Here is a 21,009-nt window from a genome sequence, read left to right on the forward strand (position 1 = left end):
TCTTTACAAATTAAAATATAATGATATAATAATAATAATCTAATGAGAAACCAGGAGGATGTTTTATGAAAAAAATACCATTATTATTGAAAATTGTTATCGCCGTTATTTTAGGGGTGATGACAGGAACCTTTGCCCCCCTGGTAGTTATTCAACTTAGTGCGACATTTAACCAGATCTTTGGAAGTTTCTTATCATTTATTGTTCCGTTGATTATTATTGGTTTTATTGTCCCTGGGATTGGCTCTCTATCACAAGATGCGGGCAAACTTCTCGGGGTGACAACCTTAACCGCTTATCTATCAAGTATTATTGCTGGCATTTTTGCATTTTCAGTAGCACGGTTACTTTATCCCAAAATGCTTCATTTAACTATGATGAAAAATATTAGTGATCCAAGCGAAGGGCTTGTTAAAAGTTTACTAACTATAGAAATTCCACCGATTATGGATGTGATGACAGCTTTAGTGCTTTCATTTATGATAGGATTAGGTCTAAGTACTTTAAAAAGTAATCAACTATTTCAAGTTTTCGATGAATTTCAATCAATAGTTATATGGACATTGCAAAAAGCAATTATTCCTTTATTGCCATTCCATATTTTCGGAATCTTTGCAAATATGACTTATGCCGGACAAGTTCAGACAATTTTAAGTATTTTTGCGAAAGTCTTTTTAATGATTATAATTTTACATATCATTTATCTGATTTTCTTATACTCAGTTGCAGGATCAATGAATAAGAAAAATCCGTTCTTTTTATTAAAAACAATGGCGCCAGCATATTTTACAGCTGTCGGGACACAATCATCCGCTGCCACTATACCTGTTACTTTACAACAAGCAAAAAAAACGGGGATCTCTGAGCGAATTGTCGACTTTGTCATTCCATTATGCGCTAATATTCACTTAGCTGGCAGTACCATTACATTAGTCAGCTGTTCTATGGCCATTTTATTTATGAAAGACCACTTACCAAACTTTGGCGAGATGTTTCCTTTTATTCTCGTTTTAGGAATTATTATGATTGCTGCTCCAGGCGTACCTGGTGGTGCAGTTATGGCTGCAACAGGCCCTCTTGCATCAATTCTAGGTTTTGATGCAGCCATGATATCATTAATCATTGCCTTATATCTTGCACAGGATAGCTTTGGTACGGCATGTAACGTTACTGGAGACGGAGCGATTGCAACTATTGTCGATGCGATTGCTAATCGAACTTCCAAAAAGAAATTAGTTTAAGCTAAAAAGCCGATGAGCAAACTCATCGGCTTTTTTTATTGCACTTGATACACGTCAAAAAATATTTTTCGCATATAATCGATTAAATAGGTTGGATTGAGTACCTCACCTGTCGCATTTAAAATTAATTCATTAGGTTTTTTAGAAGCACCGAATTGATGAATATGTTTCTTATTCCACTCAATAATACGTGAATAATCCTCTGATGCCAAGACTGCTTCAACATCAAATTGCTGATTCATCGCATGATAAAGCTGTGCTGCATACATAAAGCCCAATGCATAGGAAGGGAAATAACCAAAACTACCGCCAGCCCAGTGAACATCTTGTAAAATTCCCTCCAAATCATTTTCGGGGCGAATGCCTAAATATTCTTCATATTTATCGTTCCAGATTTGTGGTAAATCAGCAAGATTAATCTCCTCATTAAAAATCATTTTCTCGATTTCATAACGGATGATAATATGCAGTGGGTAGGTTAAAGCATCTGCTTCAATACGAATCAAGCTCGATTTGCTTTGTTTAATCCCACGATAAAATGTTTCAAAGTCTATATCAGCAAAGGTATCACCAGTTATTGCTTGTAAACGTGGGTACTGACGTTGCCAAAAAGCACGACTACTCCCTACAATGATTTCATTAAATAATGACTGTGATTCATGAATTCCCATAGACGTTCCACGTGATAACGGTGTATGATCATATTTTTCATCAATATTTTGCTCGTACATACCGTGTCCCGCTTCATGAATGACTCCTAATGTCGCCATTAAAAAGTCATGTTCGTTCCAACGCGTTGTGATACGGGCATCTTGTCGATTGATACCTAGCATAAATGGATGAATGGTATCATCTAAACGACCACGAGATAAGTCGTATCCTAATTGTTCAATAACTTCTAAGACAAACTCTTTTTGCGCTTCTTTACTAACATAGCGATGTATAAAGTCTGTTTCAGGAGGCGTTCCTTTTTCGGCAATTTCTTTTCTAAGAGAAATAATGCCCTCTTTTAAGGTTTCAAAAATATCATCTAACTTCGCTACTGTCATGTCAGGCTCATATAAATCAAGTAATACATCATAGTCTGTGCGTTGGTTCTTTTGACGATAAGGAATAAACTCTTTATTAAATGCTACTAATTCTTCTAACGCTGGTAGAAAGATAGCAAAATCTTTCGCATCTCTTGCCTGCACCCAAGATTGATGAGCTTTTGACAATGCTTTACTGTAAGCAATAATTCGGTCTTGAGGTACATTGTTATTCAGCTCATAACTCTCTTTTACATCCGCAAATACCTCTTGAGCAAAAGGCGAAAGTTCCGCTAAATTCTCAGAAAAATAGTCAATGAATGACGTCATCTTTTCCCCATTTGCTAAATCGAAGTGCTTGCCACTCATATAACTGACAACCTCCGAACGATGTTCCGCTGCTGCTTCCGGCATACCGGTTTGAACATCCCATTCTAATAATCCTAATGTTTGCGAAATAAGAGACATTTCCTTTAAATGCTCAAGAAAGGCTTTTTCTGTCATATGTGTCATATTATTACTCCTCATTCCGTTTTGGTCTTGGTGGGCGTTTACCCCAATATTGGAATAAATCAGTTCTTAAAGAGCCATTATACAGTTTTCTTTTTTTAGTCGCTTTTGCGCCATAAAATTCTTCAAACTGTAAATCACTTGTCAAGATATACTTACTCCATGTATCTAATGGTCGATAGACGTCGCCCATTTCTTTATACAATCGGCGTACGGCTTCTTCTTTACCCAAACGCTCGCCATATGGGGGGTTGGCAACAATCACGCCATATTCTTTTTCAGTCGTAAAATCTTTTAATTGCATTTGTTTAAATTGAATACTATCAGAAAGTCCCGCTTCTGCTGCATTTTTTTTCGCAATTTCTATCATTCGTGCGTCAATGTCCGTACCTAATATATCAAGTTCAATATCATAGTCGGCCTGTTCGTCTGCTTCGGCTCGTACTTTGTCAAAAATCTCGGGATCAAACCATGACCACTCTTCACAAGCAAAATCTCGATTAAAACCTGGAGCAATATTATGTCCGATTAATGCGGCTTCAATACAAATGGTTCCTGAACCACAAACCGGATCATAGAACGGACGGTCTTTTCGCCAATTTGTTAGCTTCACTAACGCTGCTGCCATATTTTCTTTTAAAGGGGCACCGCCCTTATCTAAACGATAACCACGCTTGAACAAACTTGGGCCAGTAGTATCAAGGGTAATGGTCACTTTGTCTTTTAGTAAAGCCACTTCTAATTGATACAACGCCCCTGTTTCAGGTAAACGACCATAACGATGATAGTATTCGCTTAAACGATTGACAATCGCTTTTTTAGTAATGGCTTGACAATCAGAGACACTGTATAATTTTGATTTAATTGATTTACCAGCAACTGGAAATTGTGCATCCATCGGTAATAGTGTTTCCCAAGGCAATGCTTTCGTTTTTTCAAATAACTCTTCGAACGTATAAGCATCAAATTCGCCTACAATAATTTTTACTCGGTCAGCTGTGCGTAGCCAAATATTAGCGGTAGCAATTGTCGTCATATCGCCATAAAAAATTGCGCGTCCATTTTCGACTTGACACTCTATTCCTAAATCTCGTAATTCCTGTCCTACAAGTGCTTCCATACCACTTGCTGCTGTCGCCATTAATTTAAATTGTTTCATGTTGGATTCCTTTCTCATATCAGCATCACTCTGATTTCACTCATCAACTTTTGTAAAAAAAAGCCTTCCATTTTTTAAAACGGAAGGTTCATTCCTGATAAAGGTAGTTTTCTATAAGCCATGTTCTGTATTACTTTCTCTCAGGATCAAAAAGTAACGGTAATAATCTGTCTGCAATCTTACGACTGCCTCTTTTCTTCGTTCATTTCCTAGAAAAAAGTGCCCCTACCTTATGTTTGGGTTGCTCTCTCGTGGGGTTTACCCGTTCCACCAATATTATTTCTAATATTGCTTCGTCTCTGTGGCACTTTCAAGTCTACTCCAGCATAGCCCTAGAGCCTTAGCTGTTTTAACTGCCGTCAAATGTGAAACACATCTGCCTTAGCTTATTTTTTCGCTAAGCACGAACACTACAAGCACTCTCAGCTTGTGAGAGCATGGACTTTCCTCAGCTAGTCAAGCTAACCGTAATTACCCGAAAACTACCAAATCATTTTTTGATTAAAACTGTTTTGTTTCATCTAAAGTATCTTGATTATCACTCTCGACTAAGCGATTACCAAATACTTCTTTTTCTAAATTTGATAGACGTTTTAAGATGTCAAAGTTTGTTGCTGTGTTGACAGTCTTAGGCGTTTCTTGACGCATTCTTGTCAGAGACTCTGTACTCTTAGTTAATTGATCTACTTTCGCAACTAATCGATGATTCTCTTCTCTTAACTCTAATAACTCACGATTAAACGTTTCATAGTCTTTAATAATCCCATCTAAAAACTCATCCACTTCTACTGGATCATAGCCACGCATTTTTGTTTTAAATTCTTTTTGCAATATATCTCTTGCCATATAATTATAGTTTGCCATATCCCACACCTCACTCATATTCATGTTCATCAATCATTATAACATATTTCACCAAGTTGATTCTACCAGAATTACCGATAAAACAAAACAATTACCTCTTATATGTTATTTTCAGCTGCATCTTGTAAATCAAACATAGAAATAAGTTCTAAAAAATATGGACTTGTTTCTTGTGTTTGCTGTATATCGCGATAAGCATAAGATAGTTTTCCTTCAAATTCAGGGTCATAGACAAATAATGCCCCGTCTGTATGCGTTATTAGAAATTGCGTATGATTTTTTAATTGACTTGGCGAATGGTAAGGTTGATGTGAAACACTGTCTACAAAATCCGCTTTGCTTTTTGCCGTGCTTAAGGCTAATTGATTCGTTTCATTCCACTGACTACCAAATTCGTCAAATGGAAAAAGCAAACTTGTTTTGAGTTCTGGATAAAGTTTCTTTAATTCTTCTGCTATTTCTAATCCCCAAAGTTCAACACCTAAGTTGCCAGAAGTAATAATCCACTCTGTCCCATTTTCGATTAAGTGGATTAATCGTTCTTTTAACACGTGTTTGATAACTTTTTCTTTCGGATCATCTTTCTTAAAAACACCGAGTTCATAAGAACGATAACCTGATAACCACAATCTTTTTATCAATGCTACCACACTAACCTTTCCATTCTAAATTGATTTTTGCTATAATACATGCTAGGAGTGAGAGTTATGACAATAAAGTATCCTAACGGTCGCCTTCAACACCATCATAAAGGGAATCAACGACTAAGGCAACCGATTCAACATGGAAATCGTGGTCAACAGTTAGAGTCATTAATTAATGATTCTAATACCTACTATTTAACGCGTGAGATTGCGGTCATTCATAAAAAACCCACTCCCGTTCAGATTGTAAATGTCGACTATCCAAAACGCAGTGCGGCGATAATTAAAGAGGCCTACTTCAAACAGCCGTCAACAACTGATTTTAACGGTATATACAAAGGAAGATATTTAGATTTTGAAGCCAAAGAAACAAAGAATAAAACATCGTTTCCTCTTAGCAACTTTCATGAGCATCAGATTCAGCATATGAAAGCTTGTCATAAGCAACAAGGAATAACGTTTGTTTTAATTAGTTTCTCTACATTAAACCGTTACTTTTTCTTACCGGGAGAAGTTTTGTTTGACTTTTGGGACTCACAAATCAATAACGGTCGTAAATCTATTCCTCTTAAAGAGATAGAATCAAAAGGCACTGAAATTGCTTTGTCATACCAACCAAGGTTAGACTACTTAAAAGCTGTCGACCAATACATTTAAAGGAGTTTAATCATTATGTCAGAAAAGACGCGTTCTTACACACAAGGACAAAAAAGAAAAAATAAAAAGAAACCCAAACAAAATAAAAAGAAATGGATTGGTAGAATTCTCCTCATTCTTTTCTTAGTTGTTTCTATCGCCTTTTTATCAGGAGTGGGTCTCTTTCTCTTCTACACAAAAGGGGCTCCTGAGCTTGATGTTGCAAAACTAGAAGACACGCTATCTTCAAAAGTTTATGATCGAAATGACCAACTTATTTATGAAGTAGGTGAAAAAAAACGAGAAACAGTTGCGCCTGAACAAGTTCCTTTTCAATTAAAAGAAGCAATCATGTCCATCGAAGATAAACGCTTCGAGAAACATATTGGCGTTGATCCAATTCGAATTTTAGGTGCTGCTATTTCAAACTTAACATCTGATTCATTACAAGGTGGTAGTACGTTAACACAGCAGCTCATCAAGTTATCTTACTTCTCAACTAAAGAAGAAGATCAAACATTAAAAAGAAAAGCACAAGAAGCTTCTTTAGCAATTGAATTGGAGCGTAGCAAAACCAAAGATGAAATTTTAACGTATTACATCAATAAGGTTTACATGTCTAATGGTTTATATGGTATGGAAACCGCGTCTGAAATTTATTTTGGGAAATCACTTGACCAGTTAACACTCGCTCAGACGGCACTGTTAGCAGGTTTACCACAAGCCCCTGCTACCTACGACCCTTACGTCAATCCTGACCTTGCTAAGAAAAGACGGGATATTGTACTTGGTGAGATGAAGCGAGATAATCGCATTAATGAAGAAGAATACCAAGCAGCAATCAATGAATCTATCGAAGAAGGCTTGCGACCATTAGAAAACCAGTCGGAAAGCTATCGAATGATTGATAACTATATTAAAGAAGTGATTGCTGAAGCAAAAGAAAAATCTGAAAAAGATATTTATACAGATGGCTTAGAAATTCATACCAATCTTGACTTAGATGCACAATCATATTTATATAATCTAGTCAATGGCGATGAACAGATTCAATTTCCAAATGACGATTTCCAAGCGGCAATTACAATTTTAGATGTTCACACGGGAGATGTTATCGCTCAGATTGGTGGACGTAAAGTCCCTGAAGACGTTCAATTAGGTGAAAACTTAGCGACGTCAGCTAAACGTGACTTTGCCTCTGCGGTCAAACCGATAAATGTGTATGCGCCTGCGGTTGAATTTCTCAATTATTCAAGTGCAAGAATCGTTGTAGATGAACCTTACAAGTATCCTAATACGAATACGAATGTCTATAACTACGATCGTCGTTATCTAGGAGCGATTACTATTCGTGAAGCTCTTGTCGATTCGCGAAATGTTCCTGCTGCTAAAACGATCGAAGAAGTTGGTTTAGATAAAGTTTCAGAATTTCTTGAAAGTATTGATATGGAATATCCAGGTGGCGTAAATCCTTCCTCTGCTATTTTTGGAGAAACAAACTCGTTAAGCATGGCGGCTGCATACGGTGCATTAGCAAATGAAGGAACCTATCACAAACCTTCCTATATTAACCGAATCATCTACCCAGACGGTACAGAGGAAATCTTCAAAGAAAAAGGCAAAAAAGTCATAAAAGACTCAACGGCTTACATTGTCACAGATATGTTGAAAGACGTCCTAAAACGCGGTACAGGGGCACAAGCAGATATTCCTTACATTTTCCACGCAGGTAAAACAGGAACGTCTAACTATGATGAAAAAGACATGGATAAGATTAAAGGCGATACTACTGGCGCGCCTAATATTAGTTTCGTCGGTTATAATCCAGATTATGTGATTTCAGTTTGGACGGGTTATAAAGATTTTTATCGTCCTATTCCTTACCAAGAGCAACACCTTGCGATGCTTATTTATAAGTATCTAATGGGATATCTAACAGAAAATACTGAACCAAAAGATTGGGTCATGCCAGATAGTGTCGTTAAAATAGGTAATGAGTTATATGTAAAAGACCACGTCAGAGATCAAACGACTTGGAAACCAGCACCAACTACTGCCAAAACGAAACCATCGACAGAAGAACCCAAAACAGAAACAACTCAGTCAGAAGAAACAGAAACCACCGCCACTGAACCACCTGAAACTTCTACTGAAACTGAAGCACCAACCGAAACAACACCGACTACTGAGCAAACACAGCCTCAGACGACACAAAAGCCTGAAGAAAAACCGACTGAATCAAATCGGGATAACTAAAAAAGTAAGCAATGCTAAATCGCATTGCTTACTTTTTTTCATTTACATTTAATCTTTTTTGTCCCTCTTCACACAGATAAAGCAGTGGACATGTTTCGCACTTTGGCGCACGTGCTAAACAATGGTATCTACCAAAGAAAATCATGCGGTGATGTGTATCTACCCAACGTTCTTTCGGTATTTTTTGCATGAGTGTTTTTTCTACTTCTATAACCGATGCTGATTGCTTAACAATGCGTAACCGTTTGGATACACGTTCAACATGCGTATCAACTGCTATTGCAGGAATACCAAATGCATCTCCTGCTACGACATTCGCTGTTTTTCTGCCAACACCGGGTAGTTTCATTAACTCAGGAATAGTTTGAGGGACTTCCCCATTGAAATCTCGGATTAACATTTCGCAGCACCCTTTTATGTGCTTGGCTTTATTTCTAAATAAGCCGATAGTGCGAATACTATTCTCAATTTCTTCTAAAGGAGCCTCTACAAAAGCCTGCGGAGTTGGAAATTTTTCAAACAGAGCAGGGGTAATTTTATTAACCGATACATCGGTCGCTTGCGCACTTAAAATCACAGCAATTAGCAACTCGAATGAATTCTTATGTATTAATTCTCCTTCGGCATTTGGAAACATCTCAGCCATAACATCTATCGCTTTTAATGTTTTTTTCTTTGATAACATTATGATTCCTCCGCATTATTTTTTGAAGGATCTAGCCAATTATATAATGGAACTCGAGGTGCGTTTCGAGTATGATCCTCATAGTCAGGAGTATGTTTATCTGTCATCTGGTTTTCATAACGACGTTTTTCTTTTTCGACATCCTGCGCATTACGAATGTTTTTTCTTTCCCAACTTAATAAAATTCTATCCATATATTTTAAGCTGTAAGCTTGATTTAATACTGCTTCTTTTAACGCTAGCGAGATTAATTCTACACCATAACCATCTTTTGTTAACCAATAACCTATTGTTTCTCGCTCAATAGGAGACAAGGTTCGTCCAAATTCTACTTCAATTTCTTGAAATAGTTGTTTTTCACTGATTTCTTGTTCAACGACTTGATGTTGATGCATGCTTTCTTGACAATACTCTTCAATTTGACCATAAATAAGCGTCACATTATATTGATCATAGGTTCGTCCTTGTTGATCGACCGCTGACTCTATGGCAAGGACTTTTTTATTCACAAGTTCTTCTAATAGATGATACAGCTCTTCGGAAGGGACGCCCGTCTCATCGCTAATTTGTTGCATGTTAGGAAAGTAAACACCTTGTTGAATGAACCGATTCACTTGCATCCATAGCATGACTTCTTTTTCATTTAACCCAATATGTCGATAGTATTGAAGGACTAAGTTAGAGACATACGTCCCTCCCGCTTCCAAATAGCTCGATAGTTCCATTTACTTCTCTCCATTTCTCATTCCAACCATTTTATCAGTGTTAAATGCCATTTAACGCGATCTGCATAAAAAATATTTCCGCCATTTTGATACAAGTAGCCCCCATTATACCAAACCGCTTTAGGTGTTAAATAACGATACGTTGTAGCATCTTTATTTCCTAATGACGGGGCTAAGACGGTTTTTGAATACTCCTCCGCTAGATCCAATGTATTGATATTCCCTCTTTGGTTTACATAATCTATATATTGACTACCAAAGTTATAAGCCTGAACACTCGTCCACTTATCTACCTCTTTTTGCTCCCCATAGTGAATCACATCGGCTAAATGCTTAACGCCGGATTCAATCGACTCTTCCGAGCTGAAAATCGTATTCGGATTTCCCGTCTGACTTTCACTACTTTGCATAATATCAATATGTTGTCCTTTAGTTTCCGTTAAAATAATCGCTTCTACTAATTTCTGATCATCCGGTATATCATATTTTACGACCATTTGATTAATATACCCTTCCCATTTTTCTAACTCTCGAATTCCCTTTTTTACTCGGTAAAGATAAATACCACTTAGCATTAGAAAACATAGGAGCACACATCCAATTAAAAACGTTCCGATTTTTTTCTTTTTTCGCATAACTATCCTTTCTTTTTCCCAGTCGGTAACAGGCTCCCATTGTTTAAAAAAACGTAAGGAACAAAATACGCTCCCTACGCTTTTATCATATTTTAGAAATCCATAAGAGTTAAAATATCATAATCTTTAATCTTATCTCGACCATTTAACTCAGTTAATTCTACTAGAAAGGCACATCCGACAACAACGCCGCCAAGTTTCTCAACCATTTCGATAGTAGCCGCGATGGTACCACCAGTTGCTAATAAATCATCACAAATTAAAACACGTTGGCCAGGTTTAATAGCATCTTTATGCAAGGTTAGGATGGCTTCACCATATTCTAAGCCATAGCTTACTTCAATCGTTTCACGAGGTAATTTTCCTTTTTTACGCGCTGGGGCAAATCCTACTCCCAATTCATAAGCAACTGGACAGCCGATAATAAAACCACGCGCTTCAGGCCCAACAATCATATCAATATTTTTTTCTTTGGCATAAGTTACAATCTGATGCGTCGCTTCTCGATAAGCCGCTCCGTCACCCATTAATGGGGAAATATCACGGAAGATAACTCCTTCTTTTGGATAGTCCGGTATACTTGCAATATAATCTTTTAAATTCACACTATTTCCTCCTATTGATGTAACCAATCTTTTATTTGATTGATATCACCATATAATAAAAATTCTTCAGTTTTCATTTGTTTTTGTCGTTCTTTATAATAACGACTTTCTTCAAGAGGTGTGCTGACTGGTTCCACTACTTTTGTCATCAAACCATCTTCTATTGTAACAAAATTCAAATCAAAAAACACGTTTATCATGAACTTTATCTTAGAAATTGGAATTCTTAAATATTTCTCAAGCATTGGTAGTTTATTTCGCACGTCTATTTCCTGACTGGATTGGATGACGCGATAGAGGGCAGCAAAATCCTGACGAGATGGCATACCTGTTAAATAAGCTTGCGTTTCACTTAAGAGTATTAAATAGATTTTATAAAACTCTGTCAGATTTACTATCGTACGTAACGTTTCTGCTTCGACTGGACAGTCTAAAAAAACCGCACTAGTCCCTGCTTCGATATCTAACTGTTCAATAGGCTGAGATTCATTCACTGCGATTAATTGTGCAGTAGGGATAAAAGAAAACTGCTTAGCTGTGTCTTCTTTAAAATAGAAATAGACAGTGTTATCACGCATGATATCTTTTACTTTATGAGCTTGTTCTCGAAAGTCTAATAATTGTGTGCCTTGTAATTTAAAATCTTTCAGCATTAGCTGTGGCTGTCTAACTCCATTCCACTCGTTAATCGATAATGTACCTACTACATCGACTTCGTCTGTCATGCTAAAGCTGTCGTAAGCTTCACCAAAGCCAAATCCGATTAAATCTAGAGGGCGTTCAGCTACTTTATGTTGAAGCTGTGCTTTTAAATGTCGATGGTCAATGCCAATTTGACGAGCATCCATTGGACGAGCATTTTCTAACAATAATAACGGTTTAGGATTATCCGTTCCGAATGGCTCTAATACCGCAAGTTTTTCAATCCAATCAATGCTTAACATCTCTGATTGTGTGACTTCTAAAACGGTCAGTGTCTCCTTTTGCCCTAAATCATAATTATCTGTCTTGATGACGTTATTTAATGCAGCTTTCAACTCCGCTAACTTGTCTACTGAAACACTTAAGCCTGCTGCCATATCATGCCCACCAAACTGTTGTAAAAGCGGTGCTACTTCTTTTAATAGATTAAAAATATTGACTCCTGGAACACTACGTGCCGAGCCTTTCGCTATGTGGCCTTCTTCAGAAATTGATAAAATAATAGCCGGTCGTTGCGTTTTTTCTACAACATAGCTTGCCACTATTCCTAAAACCCCTTCATGCCATCCTTTTTTTGCGAGAACATAGATATCTGATTTTTCAGCTTCTATTAACGTATCGACTTCCTGATTGATGAGTTGTACCGTTTTTTGACGCGCCTGATTCGTTGTTTCGACTTGTGCGACAAGCGTTCGTGCGTGTTCAGGTTCAAAGGTCGAAAGTAACTCGACGCCGACAATAGCCTCTTCCATTCTGCCCAACGCATTAAGACGGGGGGCAATTCGAAAGCCGATATCTTCTGAGCCTAACTGAGTAGTGTCAATTCCTAATTCCTCATACAACACTTGTAAACCGACTCGCTCCGTCTGTTTTAACATTTCTAAACCATGCTTCACAAGTAACCGATTTTCACCTGTCAGTGATACTAAGTCAGCAACCGTTCCTATCGCAACTAAATCAAGCAACTCTAATGGAGCGTCTTCTAATAGTGCAGAAGCAAATTTAAACGCTACTCCCACCCCTGCTAAATCTTTAAAAGGGTAGCTTCCTTTGGGGTGGGCAGGATGTATCACAGCATACGCTTCAGGTAATACATCAGGCAACGCGTGATGGTCCGTCACTATGACATCAACACCTTGAGCTTGGGCATACGCTATCGCCTCATGGCCGCTAACGCCGTTGTCAACGGTCAAAATGAGTTGATAGCCTTCTGCTACTAGTCGTTCATAGACGGCTAAGTTAGGCCCATATCCATCTTTAAAACGATTTGGCAAATAGACATCGACTTCGCCACCCACCATCTCAATCGCTTCTTTCATCACCGTACTACTAGTAATGCCGTCTGCGTCGTAATCACCGTAAATGATGATTTTTTCATTTTCCATAATCGCCTGTTGCAAGCGTTCTATCGCTCTATCCATATCATACATTAAAAAAGGATCAGTCAATTCATCCAAGCGACGGGCTAGATACTGATCTAATGCATCTTCATTTTTAATATCTTGTTGTTGCACTAAAGGTGCAAAACTTGTTGGTAAATCTCGTTCAGCTAACCATTTTTCTACGTCACTATGATTATCTAACGGTAATTTTTTCCAAGTATACATTGCTTCTTTCACATCATCACTCCTACCCAACTATTATAGCATGAAAAAAGAGCCTGTGATAATCACAGACTCTAAAATTGTTAAGACTAATGTGCTACCATCTCTTGAGCTACTTCATGTGCACTTAATGAGGTAGGATAGTAAGTTGGCCAATTACTTAACTCTGAAAATAACTTCTCTTGACTGTCGCCACCCATGTATAAGTGATAATGTTCTGCTTTATGAGGAGCGATTTGATGATCACTAAATTGAATATATTGAAATTCTCCAGCTGGTTCCGTTGCTTCAAACAAGTAACGAACACCACGATTCCCTTTTTCATATGTTAATATTTCATATCCTTTATATGTATATGGATAGGTCATTTTTTCACCATTTTTTTCGTAAGTGACGTGATTATTCTTAATCGTAATGCGGTCAACATCTGTTTGATAGCCTTTTTCATAATAATCACGATACTCTTCAGCTGTTTTATCTTGTTTTTGTTTCGCTTTATAGTCAAATACCGCATCTAGCTGGCCTGCTTTTAAAAGTGGATAGACAGACTGCCAATCTCCTTCATAATCGGAAAGGTCACGGTCTTTCACTTGATGATCTTCAAAATATCCAGCAGCAACCGTTTTTTCAACGTCATCATGTTCTGTTATTTCTTTTCCAGCTTGTTTCGTCGTTTTTTCAAGTGCTTTTAAGTTCTCACGCATGACGCTGATATAATCTTTACCCGCTTTTATATCTTCGTTAGATAAGCTTTCTAGTGGATTTAAGACTTCTAGTTTTACTTTTGCTTCCTCTGCTAAGGTGCGAGCGTATTTGTCGTTCATATTTTCTTCAAAATAAATATATTGAATATCATTTTCTTGGACGAACTCTTTTAACTCTGCCAAGCGAGCAGGCCCAGCTTCTTGCTCTGGAATCATACCGGCAATCGCTACTTGTTTTAACCCGTAATCTAAAGCTAAATAACCAAACGCAGCATGTTGTGTGACAAATGTTTTATTTTTCGCTTGAGATAAACTCGTTTGATATTCTTCTTCTAACTGCTTTAGTTCTTTCAAATAATTTTGTGCATTTTTTTCAAATATCTCTGCTTTTTTAGGAAAAGCTTCTTTTAATTGCGCTGTAATACTTTCGACTTCTTCCATTGCTAGTCTTGGGGACACCCATGTATGAGGGTCTAATTCATGAGAGTGTTCATCATGCTCACCATGTTCATGTTCGTCATGATTATTATCTTCATCATGCTCGTGGTCATGCTCTTCATGTTCTTCGTGTCTGTCACCATGGTCGTGATCATGGCCTTCTCCTGCCATTAAAACCATATTCTCTGTGCCTTTAACAATTGCCACATCGTCTTCTTTCACATTTTTTAGTGCTTTGGGTACCCAAGTTTCCATATTTTCGTTATGGTAAACGAAAGCATCTGCGTCATTGAGCTTCGCCATATCTTTAACTGAAGGCTCATAGTCATGTGGTTCTGACCCTGCCGGAATCATTAGCGAAACATCGCCTTCTTCTCCGACAATTTCTTTCGTGAAATCGTAAATGGGATAAAACGTCGTCACAACATTTAAACCATTTTTCTTAGCGTCTGATTGATTTGACTGACTTTGACATGCTGTTAGTAATGACAATGTTATAGTTGATAGCGCCAGTCCTTTTAATAATTTTTTCATTTAATAAATAGCCTCTTTTCTATTGAATTAATTCCTTAAATGACGTTTCGATTTTTTCTCTATCTAATTCCTGACCGATTAAAACTAAACCTGTTTTGGCTTCAGTGGCTAACTCAGGTCGCATTTCAAAAGAAACTTGTTGATTTACTCCTTGAATCTGAACAGCTAACTCATACTCGTCAAAAGCTAAAATCCCTTTAAAACGGTATAGTTTTTGGTCAAACTCAAAAAGTAACCAGTCTAACCAACGTAAAAACAATGCTTGGTTAAGAAAATTTGGTACTGGTAGGTAAAAGCTCTCAAATTCGTGGGACGAGTGTGAATGATGATGTTCATGTTGTTCATTCATTTCAGGCAATGCAACTTCTTCCACCAATCGAAAGCGATTTAACGAAAAGAAATCCTCTGATGAAAAAGCATTTCGCTTATCATAAAAAAGCGTATCCGCTAGTGGATTTAGTGCTTTTAAGTCATCTTCTATTCTCTTTTTATCATCATTGCTCAATTCACTTTTTTCTGAAACCACTAATCGGTCAGCCAACATGACTTGTTTAATCGTTTCAGGGTGAATGGCAGCGTCGTTATAATAGTCGCTATCAATAACAGTGATGATACTGTCGATGTAGAAATGTGCCATAATAGAAGGTGTTGTTATCAACGTTTGAATAATCGGTTGTGGATCTGCGACACCTGTCGTTTCAATAATAAGTGCTTTCAGTTTGACTCCTTTAGCTAAAATCGTTTTAATAATCGCATCAAATGCTTTTATTAAATCGCCTCTTAAACTACAACATAGACAGCCGTTATTTAACTGATAGATATTTTCCTCAACATGTAATAAAAAATCGTGGTCCATTCCCACGCTTCCAAATTCATTTTCGATAATCAATACTTCTTCCGGTAAATAATATTGATTTTGAAGTACTTGATTTACTAAAGTTGTTTTCCCGGCTCCTAAAAACCCAGAAACAACTGTTATTGGTATTCCCAAAAAAATTCACCTCTTGTTATTAAATAGTAACCGTTACGCTTTACCTTTACAAATTTATCAGTTTATTTAATTGATGTCAAGACAAAAATAAAAAACTTTGTGAACTGCATTGTTTCATACAGTCACAAAGTTTTTCATTTCTTTCTAATAATCCTCAGAAGTTGGTACAAACGGTTCGCCTTTTAATGCGCTAAATTCTGATTCTAATTCCGCAATCCGACGGTCTTTCTCTGCTATTTCTTGTGTGAATTGTTGTTCTTTCAACCGAACTTCATGATCTACCATTTGGTCTAACTTTTGAACATACTCAGCCTTATCTGCTTTAAGTTGCTTCATTTCTTTTCGTTGATTTAAATAACTGCTAAACCATAAAAGTGAGACGATAATGGCACCCACTGCAGTTGACCCTAAAATGACGTAAATTAAAGGCATAGCAACCGCCATAATTCCAAAATTAATATGTACGACATCAGTATTAATGACCGCAAAAATAATGATTAAAACTAAAAAGACAAAACCTATAAAAAATCGTGTTCCATTTTTCATCCTTATCACTCCTCTTTACTTTTTATTAAAGACGGTTCCTGCCAAAAAATCACCTAGATGAGGAAACAATGTATAAAAATTAGCACCCAGATTCATTAGAAACGGTGCATTAATTTCTCGAGTCGTATGACCATAGCTTGCCACAATTCTATTGGCTAATTTACTCGGATCTAAGACCCAAATTCCCATATCGTCTAAATAATGACCGGTCTTATCAGCGCGTTCGAAAAAATCAGTTTTTATGGGTCCGGGATTTACCGTTGTCACTTGAACACCATAGGGTTTAACTTCTAAGCGTAAAGCATTAGAAAAACCAAGCACGGCATGTTTTGTCGCCGCATAAATTGTAGACTTAGGTGTGGCCATTTTCCCTGCTTGAGACGCGATATTAATCAAATGACCTCGTCCTTTAGCTAGCATATCAGCGACCACGAGTCGACTGAGATAAATTAGTCCTACTACATTGACATTAAACATTTCTTGTATCGTTTTTAGGTCGATATGAATTAATTCTTCAAATAGACCAAAGCCTGCATTATTCACTAAGATATCAACTTGACCGACGTCTTCTTTGATTTGAGCATAAACACGGTCGATTGTTTCAATCTTACCAATATCTAAAGTATAGATATTAACTGAAGACGCGCCATGAGTTAGACACTTGGTTGCGACTTTTTCTAGCTGCTCGTATCTTCTGGCAGCTAAAACTAAGCGATAGCCTTTTTTTGCAGAAGCGTAAGCGATTTGTTCTCCCAATCCACTAGAAGCACCCGTAATCATCACAACTCGGTTATCTAGCGTCATGGTCGTTCCCCCTCTTTAATAAACGGAATATCTATCACATCAAAATCCTGCATCACACGTGTGTTAGCAAAAACGTGACGGGCTTCCTTCTGCAATGCAGCGACATCACGACCTAAATAACGGGCACTAATATGGGTTAGTAGTAACTGTTTGACATCACTTTCTTTCGCAATTTTAGCCGCTTGTACCGACGTACTGTGATAATACGCCTTAGCCATTTTCTCTTCATCATGTTTAAAAGTACTTTCATGGACTAAAACATCTGCTTCTGAAGCTAGCGTATAAGCATTTGGATGCACACGAGTATCCCCTAATATTGTGACGACACGTCCTTTTTGACGTGGTCCGACAAAGTCGTTTCCGTCTAGTACACGTCCATCTTCTAAAGTAACGGTCTCCCCATTTTTTAATTTCCCATATATAGGGCCTGATGTAATGCCTTCTTCTTGTAGTTTTTCAACCAACAATTCGCCCGGATGATCAGCCTCTTGTATTCTAAAACCATAAGAAGTAATTCGGTGATCTAAAGGAAGACAGGTTACTTCAAACTGATGGTCTTTGAATATAATGCCTGTTTGGTCAATCTCGTTAAAAATCAAATCATATTTCAAACGACTATCAGAAATACGCAGACTTGTTTCGACAAATTCTTTAATCCCTTTAGGACCAATTATTGTTAAAGGCGTTTCGCCACCTTGAAAAGAGCGACTGCTTAAAAGACCAGGCAAACCAAAAATATGGTCGCCATGTAAGTGCGTGATAAAGATTTTCTCTATTTTACGTGGGCGAATAGCCGTACGGAGTATTTGTTGTTGCGTTCCCTCGCCACAGTCGAAAAGCCATACAGCATTACGTTCATTTAAGAGCTTTAGTGCGATACTCGTGACATTTCGCTGTTTTGAAGGAACTCCTGCACCTGTCCCTAAAAATTCTAACTCCATAACATCCCTACTTTCTTTTCATATCATAAGTGAAAAAAGAATTCTATGCTTACCACAGAATTCTTTCATTCATTTTCAACTAATCAACAAATTCAAATACAAACTCTTCTATTCGAACGAGGTCACCGTCAACTGCACCACGTAAGCGTAACTCTTCATCGACACCCATCCCACGTAACTGTCTTGCAAAACGCATGACACTCTCATCGCGGTCGAAGTTTGTCATTACAAATAGTTTTTCAAGTTTTTCACCAGAAAGCACCCATGTACCGTCTGGATCACGTGTCACATCAAATTCACGCTCATTTGGTTTGAATTCATACGTCACACTTTCTTCGACTTGCTCTTCCTCATCGTAAAGTGGGAATTCAGGTGTTGATTCGATTAAATCTGCTGTTTTCTGTAAAAGTGCTTCAACGCCTTGATGCGTCACACCTGATATCGCAAAAACGATAGGCATGTCGCCGTCATGGTAGGCTGCCAATTCTTTTTTAAAGGCGACTAAATTCTCTTCAGCATCTGGCATATCCATCTTATTCGCCACGATAATTTGAGGACGTTCTAGTAAGCGTAAGTTGTGCGCTTCTAACTCCTGGTTAATCGCTAAATAATCTTCAAACGGGTCGCGACCTTCCATCGCACTCATATCAATCACATGTAAAATAACACGTGTGCGTTCAATATGGCGTAAAAACTGTGTTCCTAAACCAACGCCTTGAGAGGCACCTTCAATTAATCCGGGTAAATCAGCCATAGCAAAACTACGACCGTCCTTCACAGTCACCATACCCAAGTTTGGCGCAAGTGTTGTAAAGTGGTAGTCCCCAATTTTAGGTTTTGCTTTTGATACGATTGAAAGCAACGTCGATTTTCCAACAGAAGGAAAGCCGACCAATCCTACGTCTGCTAAAACTTTTAATTCTAGTTCCAAGCGAAATTCTTCTCCAGGTTCTCCATTTTCAGATATTTCTGGAGCGGGGTTACTTGGTGTCGCAAAACGAATGTTACCACGACCACCACGGCCACCTTTAGCCACCACTAATTGCTCGCCATGCTCCACTAAATCTCCTAGCAATCTACCTGTTTCAGCTTCACGAATGGTTGTACCCGGAGGGATTGGCACGATTAAATCATCCGCTCCTCTTCCGTGCATTCCTTTACGCATACCATTTTCACCTGGCTTCGCACGGAAATGTTTGTTAAAACGAAAATCCATCAATGTTCGTAATCCTTCATCAACTACAAATATAACATCGCCACCACGACCACCGTCACCACCGGCAGGGCCGCCATCCGGCACATACTTTTCTCTTCTAAATGCAACCATACCATCGCCGCCTTTTCCGGCTTTTACGTCAATGGTTACTTGATCTAAAAACATGGACATATATGTGTCCTCCTAATCTTATTGAAATCTCTTACTCATTTTATAGGGAATTCAACGGTTTGTCCAATTAAATTCCTTTCATTCACGTATTACGCATCATTTTAAACCACATCCTGACATAACATCACAAAAAAACGGGAAAAGATGTTTCTCTTCCCGTTTGGTCATTATAATTAGCGATATTATAAATGAATTATTTTTTCTATTTTTTAAAAAGCTTTTTCAAACATGTCGATAATATCTTGTTTGTTACCTTGACGAGGATTACTGAAAGCATTTCCGTCGCGTAAGGCATTTTCTGCCATTAATTCAAAGTCTTCTTTCTTAACGCCCATCTCTTCTAAAGTCGCTGGGATACCAACATCAGTAGCTAGCGTACGAAGTGCAGAGATAGCTTTTTCAGCTGCTTCACGTGTTGATAAGCCGTCAATATTTTCGCCTAAGAATTCTGCAATATCAGCAAAACGTTGAGGATTAGAAATCATGTTATATTCTTCCACAGTTGGTAAAAGAATAGCATTAGCAACACCATGAGGCATATCGTATTGTCCACCTAATTGATGAGCCATTGCATGAACATAACCTAAATCCGCATTGTTAAATGCCATACCTGCTAACAGTGAAGCATACGCCATATTTTCACGAGCTTCTACGTTTTCACCATTGGCTACTGCTTGACGTAAGTTTTTACTGATTAATTTCATCGCTTGAATAGCAGCAGCATCTGTCACAGGGTTGGCATTTTTAGATACATACGCTTCTACCGCATGTGTTAAAGCATCCATACCTGTCGCTGCTGTTAGAGCAGGTGGAATCCCAATCATTAATAAAGGATCATTGATTGAGACTAATGGAACGTTACGCCAGCTGACAATGACGAATTTTAATTTTGTTTCAGTGTTTGTTAACACACAGTGACGTGTCACTTCACTCGCTGTTCCAGCTGTTGTATTGACTGCTACGATTGGTGGTAGTGGATTAGTTAAGGTATCGATACCAGCTAATTCTGTTAAATCTTCATCATGTGTCGCAACGATTCCGATTCCTTTACCACAGTCATGAGCCGATCCGCCCCCTACTGTAATAATACCATCACATTTTTCTGCTTCATAAATTTCATGACCAGAATGACAGTTTGCAATTTTCGGATTAGGCTCAACCCCATCGTAAAAAGCATAGTCAATTTGTTGTGCTTCTAATGACGCGACCACTTGTGCCACCGGGCCATTTTCTAATCCTCGTAAAAATTTATCCGTAACGATTAACGCTTTTTTCATGCCAAGTAACGCAACACGTTCACCCGTTACCTCTACTGATTTCGGTCCAAAAAAGTTTACATTAGGTAAAAAATAATCATAATATCTCATTAT

At 37.8% G+C, this 21,009-nt stretch carries 19 protein-coding genes and 1 other RNA gene; 3 read left to right on the forward strand and 17 right to left on the reverse strand.

Going from position 1 to position 21,009, the window contains the following annotated elements; all coding sequences use genetic code 11:
- The first annotated feature begins 65 nt into the window (after window positions 1–65).
- Complete coding sequence (locus CBF33_RS02195) at window positions 66–1,241, forward strand: dicarboxylate/amino acid:cation symporter (protein WP_126761187.1); 1,176 nt, start codon at window positions 66–68, stop codon at window positions 1,239–1,241.
- A 35-nt stretch (window positions 1,242–1,276) separates the two neighbouring features.
- Here the strand turns inward: CBF33_RS02195 and CBF33_RS02200 are convergent, their stop codons facing one another.
- The 5 genes from CBF33_RS02200 to CBF33_RS02220 form a co-directional block, all read right to left on the reverse strand.
- On the reverse strand, window positions 1,277–2,773 hold the full coding sequence (locus tag CBF33_RS02200; RefSeq protein WP_126761407.1) for a carboxypeptidase M32: 1,497 nt from the start codon (window positions 2,771–2,773) through the stop codon (window positions 1,277–1,279).
- 13 nt (window positions 2,774–2,786) lie between these two features.
- Window positions 2,787–3,938, reverse strand: a complete 1,152-nt coding sequence (locus tag CBF33_RS02205) for a THUMP domain-containing class I SAM-dependent RNA methyltransferase (RefSeq protein WP_425330194.1) — start codon at window positions 3,936–3,938, stop codon at window positions 2,787–2,789.
- A 109-nt stretch (window positions 3,939–4,047) separates the two neighbouring features.
- Window positions 4,048–4,421: RNase P RNA component class B (rnpB, locus tag CBF33_RS02210), an RNA gene on the reverse strand.
- An 18-nt stretch (window positions 4,422–4,439) separates the two neighbouring features.
- Complete coding sequence (gene gpsB, locus CBF33_RS02215) at window positions 4,440–4,802, reverse strand: cell division regulator GpsB (protein ID WP_126761191.1); 363 nt, start codon at window positions 4,800–4,802, stop codon at window positions 4,440–4,442.
- Window positions 4,803–4,900: 98 nt separating this feature from the next.
- Complete coding sequence (locus CBF33_RS02220; protein ID WP_237662147.1) at window positions 4,901–5,452, reverse strand: SLOG family protein; 552 nt, start codon at window positions 5,450–5,452, stop codon at window positions 4,901–4,903.
- Between the two features lie 57 nt (window positions 5,453–5,509).
- Between CBF33_RS02220 and recU the strand changes: the two genes are divergently transcribed.
- Window positions 5,510–6,103 (forward strand): Holliday junction resolvase RecU, encoded by a 594-nt coding sequence (gene recU, locus CBF33_RS02225; protein WP_126761194.1) that lies wholly within the window; start codon window positions 5,510–5,512, stop codon window positions 6,101–6,103.
- A gap of 15 nt (window positions 6,104–6,118) precedes the next feature.
- A complete protein-coding gene (locus CBF33_RS02230) occupies window positions 6,119–8,338 on the forward strand; it encodes a PBP1A family penicillin-binding protein (RefSeq protein ID WP_126761196.1) in 2,220 nt (739 codons plus the stop codon).
- Window positions 8,339–8,366: 28 nt separating this feature from the next.
- Here CBF33_RS02230 and nth read toward each other — a convergent pair whose 3' ends face one another.
- The 12 genes from nth to CBF33_RS02290 all read right to left on the reverse strand — a co-directional run bounded on the left by nth (window position 8,367) and on the right by CBF33_RS02290 (window position 21,009).
- Window positions 8,367–9,023: an endonuclease III gene (nth, locus tag CBF33_RS02235; protein ID WP_126761201.1), complete on the reverse strand. Its 657-nt coding sequence runs from the start codon at window positions 9,021–9,023 to the stop codon at window positions 8,367–8,369.
- Window positions 9,023–9,748, reverse strand: a complete 726-nt coding sequence (locus tag CBF33_RS02240) for a DnaD domain-containing protein (protein ID WP_126761203.1) — start codon at window positions 9,746–9,748, stop codon at window positions 9,023–9,025. Before CBF33_RS02240 ends, nth begins: the two co-directional genes overlap by 1 nt.
- A gap of 17 nt (window positions 9,749–9,765) precedes the next feature.
- On the reverse strand, window positions 9,766–10,383 hold the full coding sequence (locus CBF33_RS02245) for a lysozyme family protein (protein WP_126761205.1): 618 nt from the start codon (window positions 10,381–10,383) through the stop codon (window positions 9,766–9,768).
- 92 nt (window positions 10,384–10,475) lie between these two features.
- The gene (locus CBF33_RS02250) at window positions 10,476–10,988 is read right to left on the reverse strand and encodes an adenine phosphoribosyltransferase (RefSeq protein ID WP_126761207.1); all 513 of its coding nucleotides are present in this window, start codon (window positions 10,986–10,988) and stop codon (window positions 10,476–10,478) included.
- Between the two features lie 11 nt (window positions 10,989–10,999).
- Window positions 11,000–13,309 carry a single-stranded-DNA-specific exonuclease RecJ gene (gene recJ, locus CBF33_RS02255; protein WP_126761209.1) on the reverse strand — a complete coding sequence of 770 codons (2,310 nt, stop codon included), beginning with the start codon at window positions 13,307–13,309 and terminating at the stop codon, window positions 11,000–11,002.
- A gap of 74 nt (window positions 13,310–13,383) precedes the next feature.
- Window positions 13,384–14,970 (reverse strand): zinc ABC transporter substrate-binding protein AdcA, encoded by a 1,587-nt coding sequence (locus CBF33_RS02260; protein ID WP_126761211.1) that lies wholly within the window; start codon window positions 14,968–14,970, stop codon window positions 13,384–13,386.
- A 19-nt stretch (window positions 14,971–14,989) separates the two neighbouring features.
- Entirely contained in the window at window positions 14,990–15,961 is a 972-nt protein-coding gene (locus CBF33_RS02265; RefSeq protein ID WP_126761213.1) for a CobW family GTP-binding protein, read from the reverse strand.
- A gap of 144 nt (window positions 15,962–16,105) precedes the next feature.
- Window positions 16,106–16,507: a LapA family protein gene (locus tag CBF33_RS02270; RefSeq protein WP_126761215.1), complete on the reverse strand. Its 402-nt coding sequence runs from the start codon at window positions 16,505–16,507 to the stop codon at window positions 16,106–16,108.
- A 15-nt stretch (window positions 16,508–16,522) separates the two neighbouring features.
- Complete coding sequence (locus tag CBF33_RS02275) at window positions 16,523–17,311, reverse strand: SDR family NAD(P)-dependent oxidoreductase (RefSeq protein WP_126761217.1); 789 nt, start codon at window positions 17,309–17,311, stop codon at window positions 16,523–16,525.
- The gene (rnz, locus tag CBF33_RS02280; RefSeq protein WP_126761219.1) at window positions 17,308–18,252 is read right to left on the reverse strand and encodes a ribonuclease Z; all 945 of its coding nucleotides are present in this window, start codon (window positions 18,250–18,252) and stop codon (window positions 17,308–17,310) included. The genes CBF33_RS02275 and rnz overlap by 4 nt, the downstream gene beginning before the upstream one ends.
- 79 nt (window positions 18,253–18,331) lie before the next feature.
- Window positions 18,332–19,639, reverse strand: coding sequence for a GTPase ObgE (obgE, locus tag CBF33_RS02285; protein WP_023606277.1), 1,308 nt, complete (start codon window positions 19,637–19,639; stop codon window positions 18,332–18,334).
- Between the two features lie 209 nt (window positions 19,640–19,848).
- Complete coding sequence (locus CBF33_RS02290) at window positions 19,849–21,009, reverse strand: iron-containing alcohol dehydrogenase (RefSeq protein ID WP_280530229.1); 1,161 nt, start codon at window positions 21,007–21,009, stop codon at window positions 19,849–19,851.

It is taken from the genome of Vagococcus lutrae, from assembly GCF_003987555.1.
In the GTDB taxonomy this organism is placed as follows: Bacteria; Bacillota; Bacilli; order Lactobacillales; family Vagococcaceae; genus Vagococcus_A; species Vagococcus_A lutrae.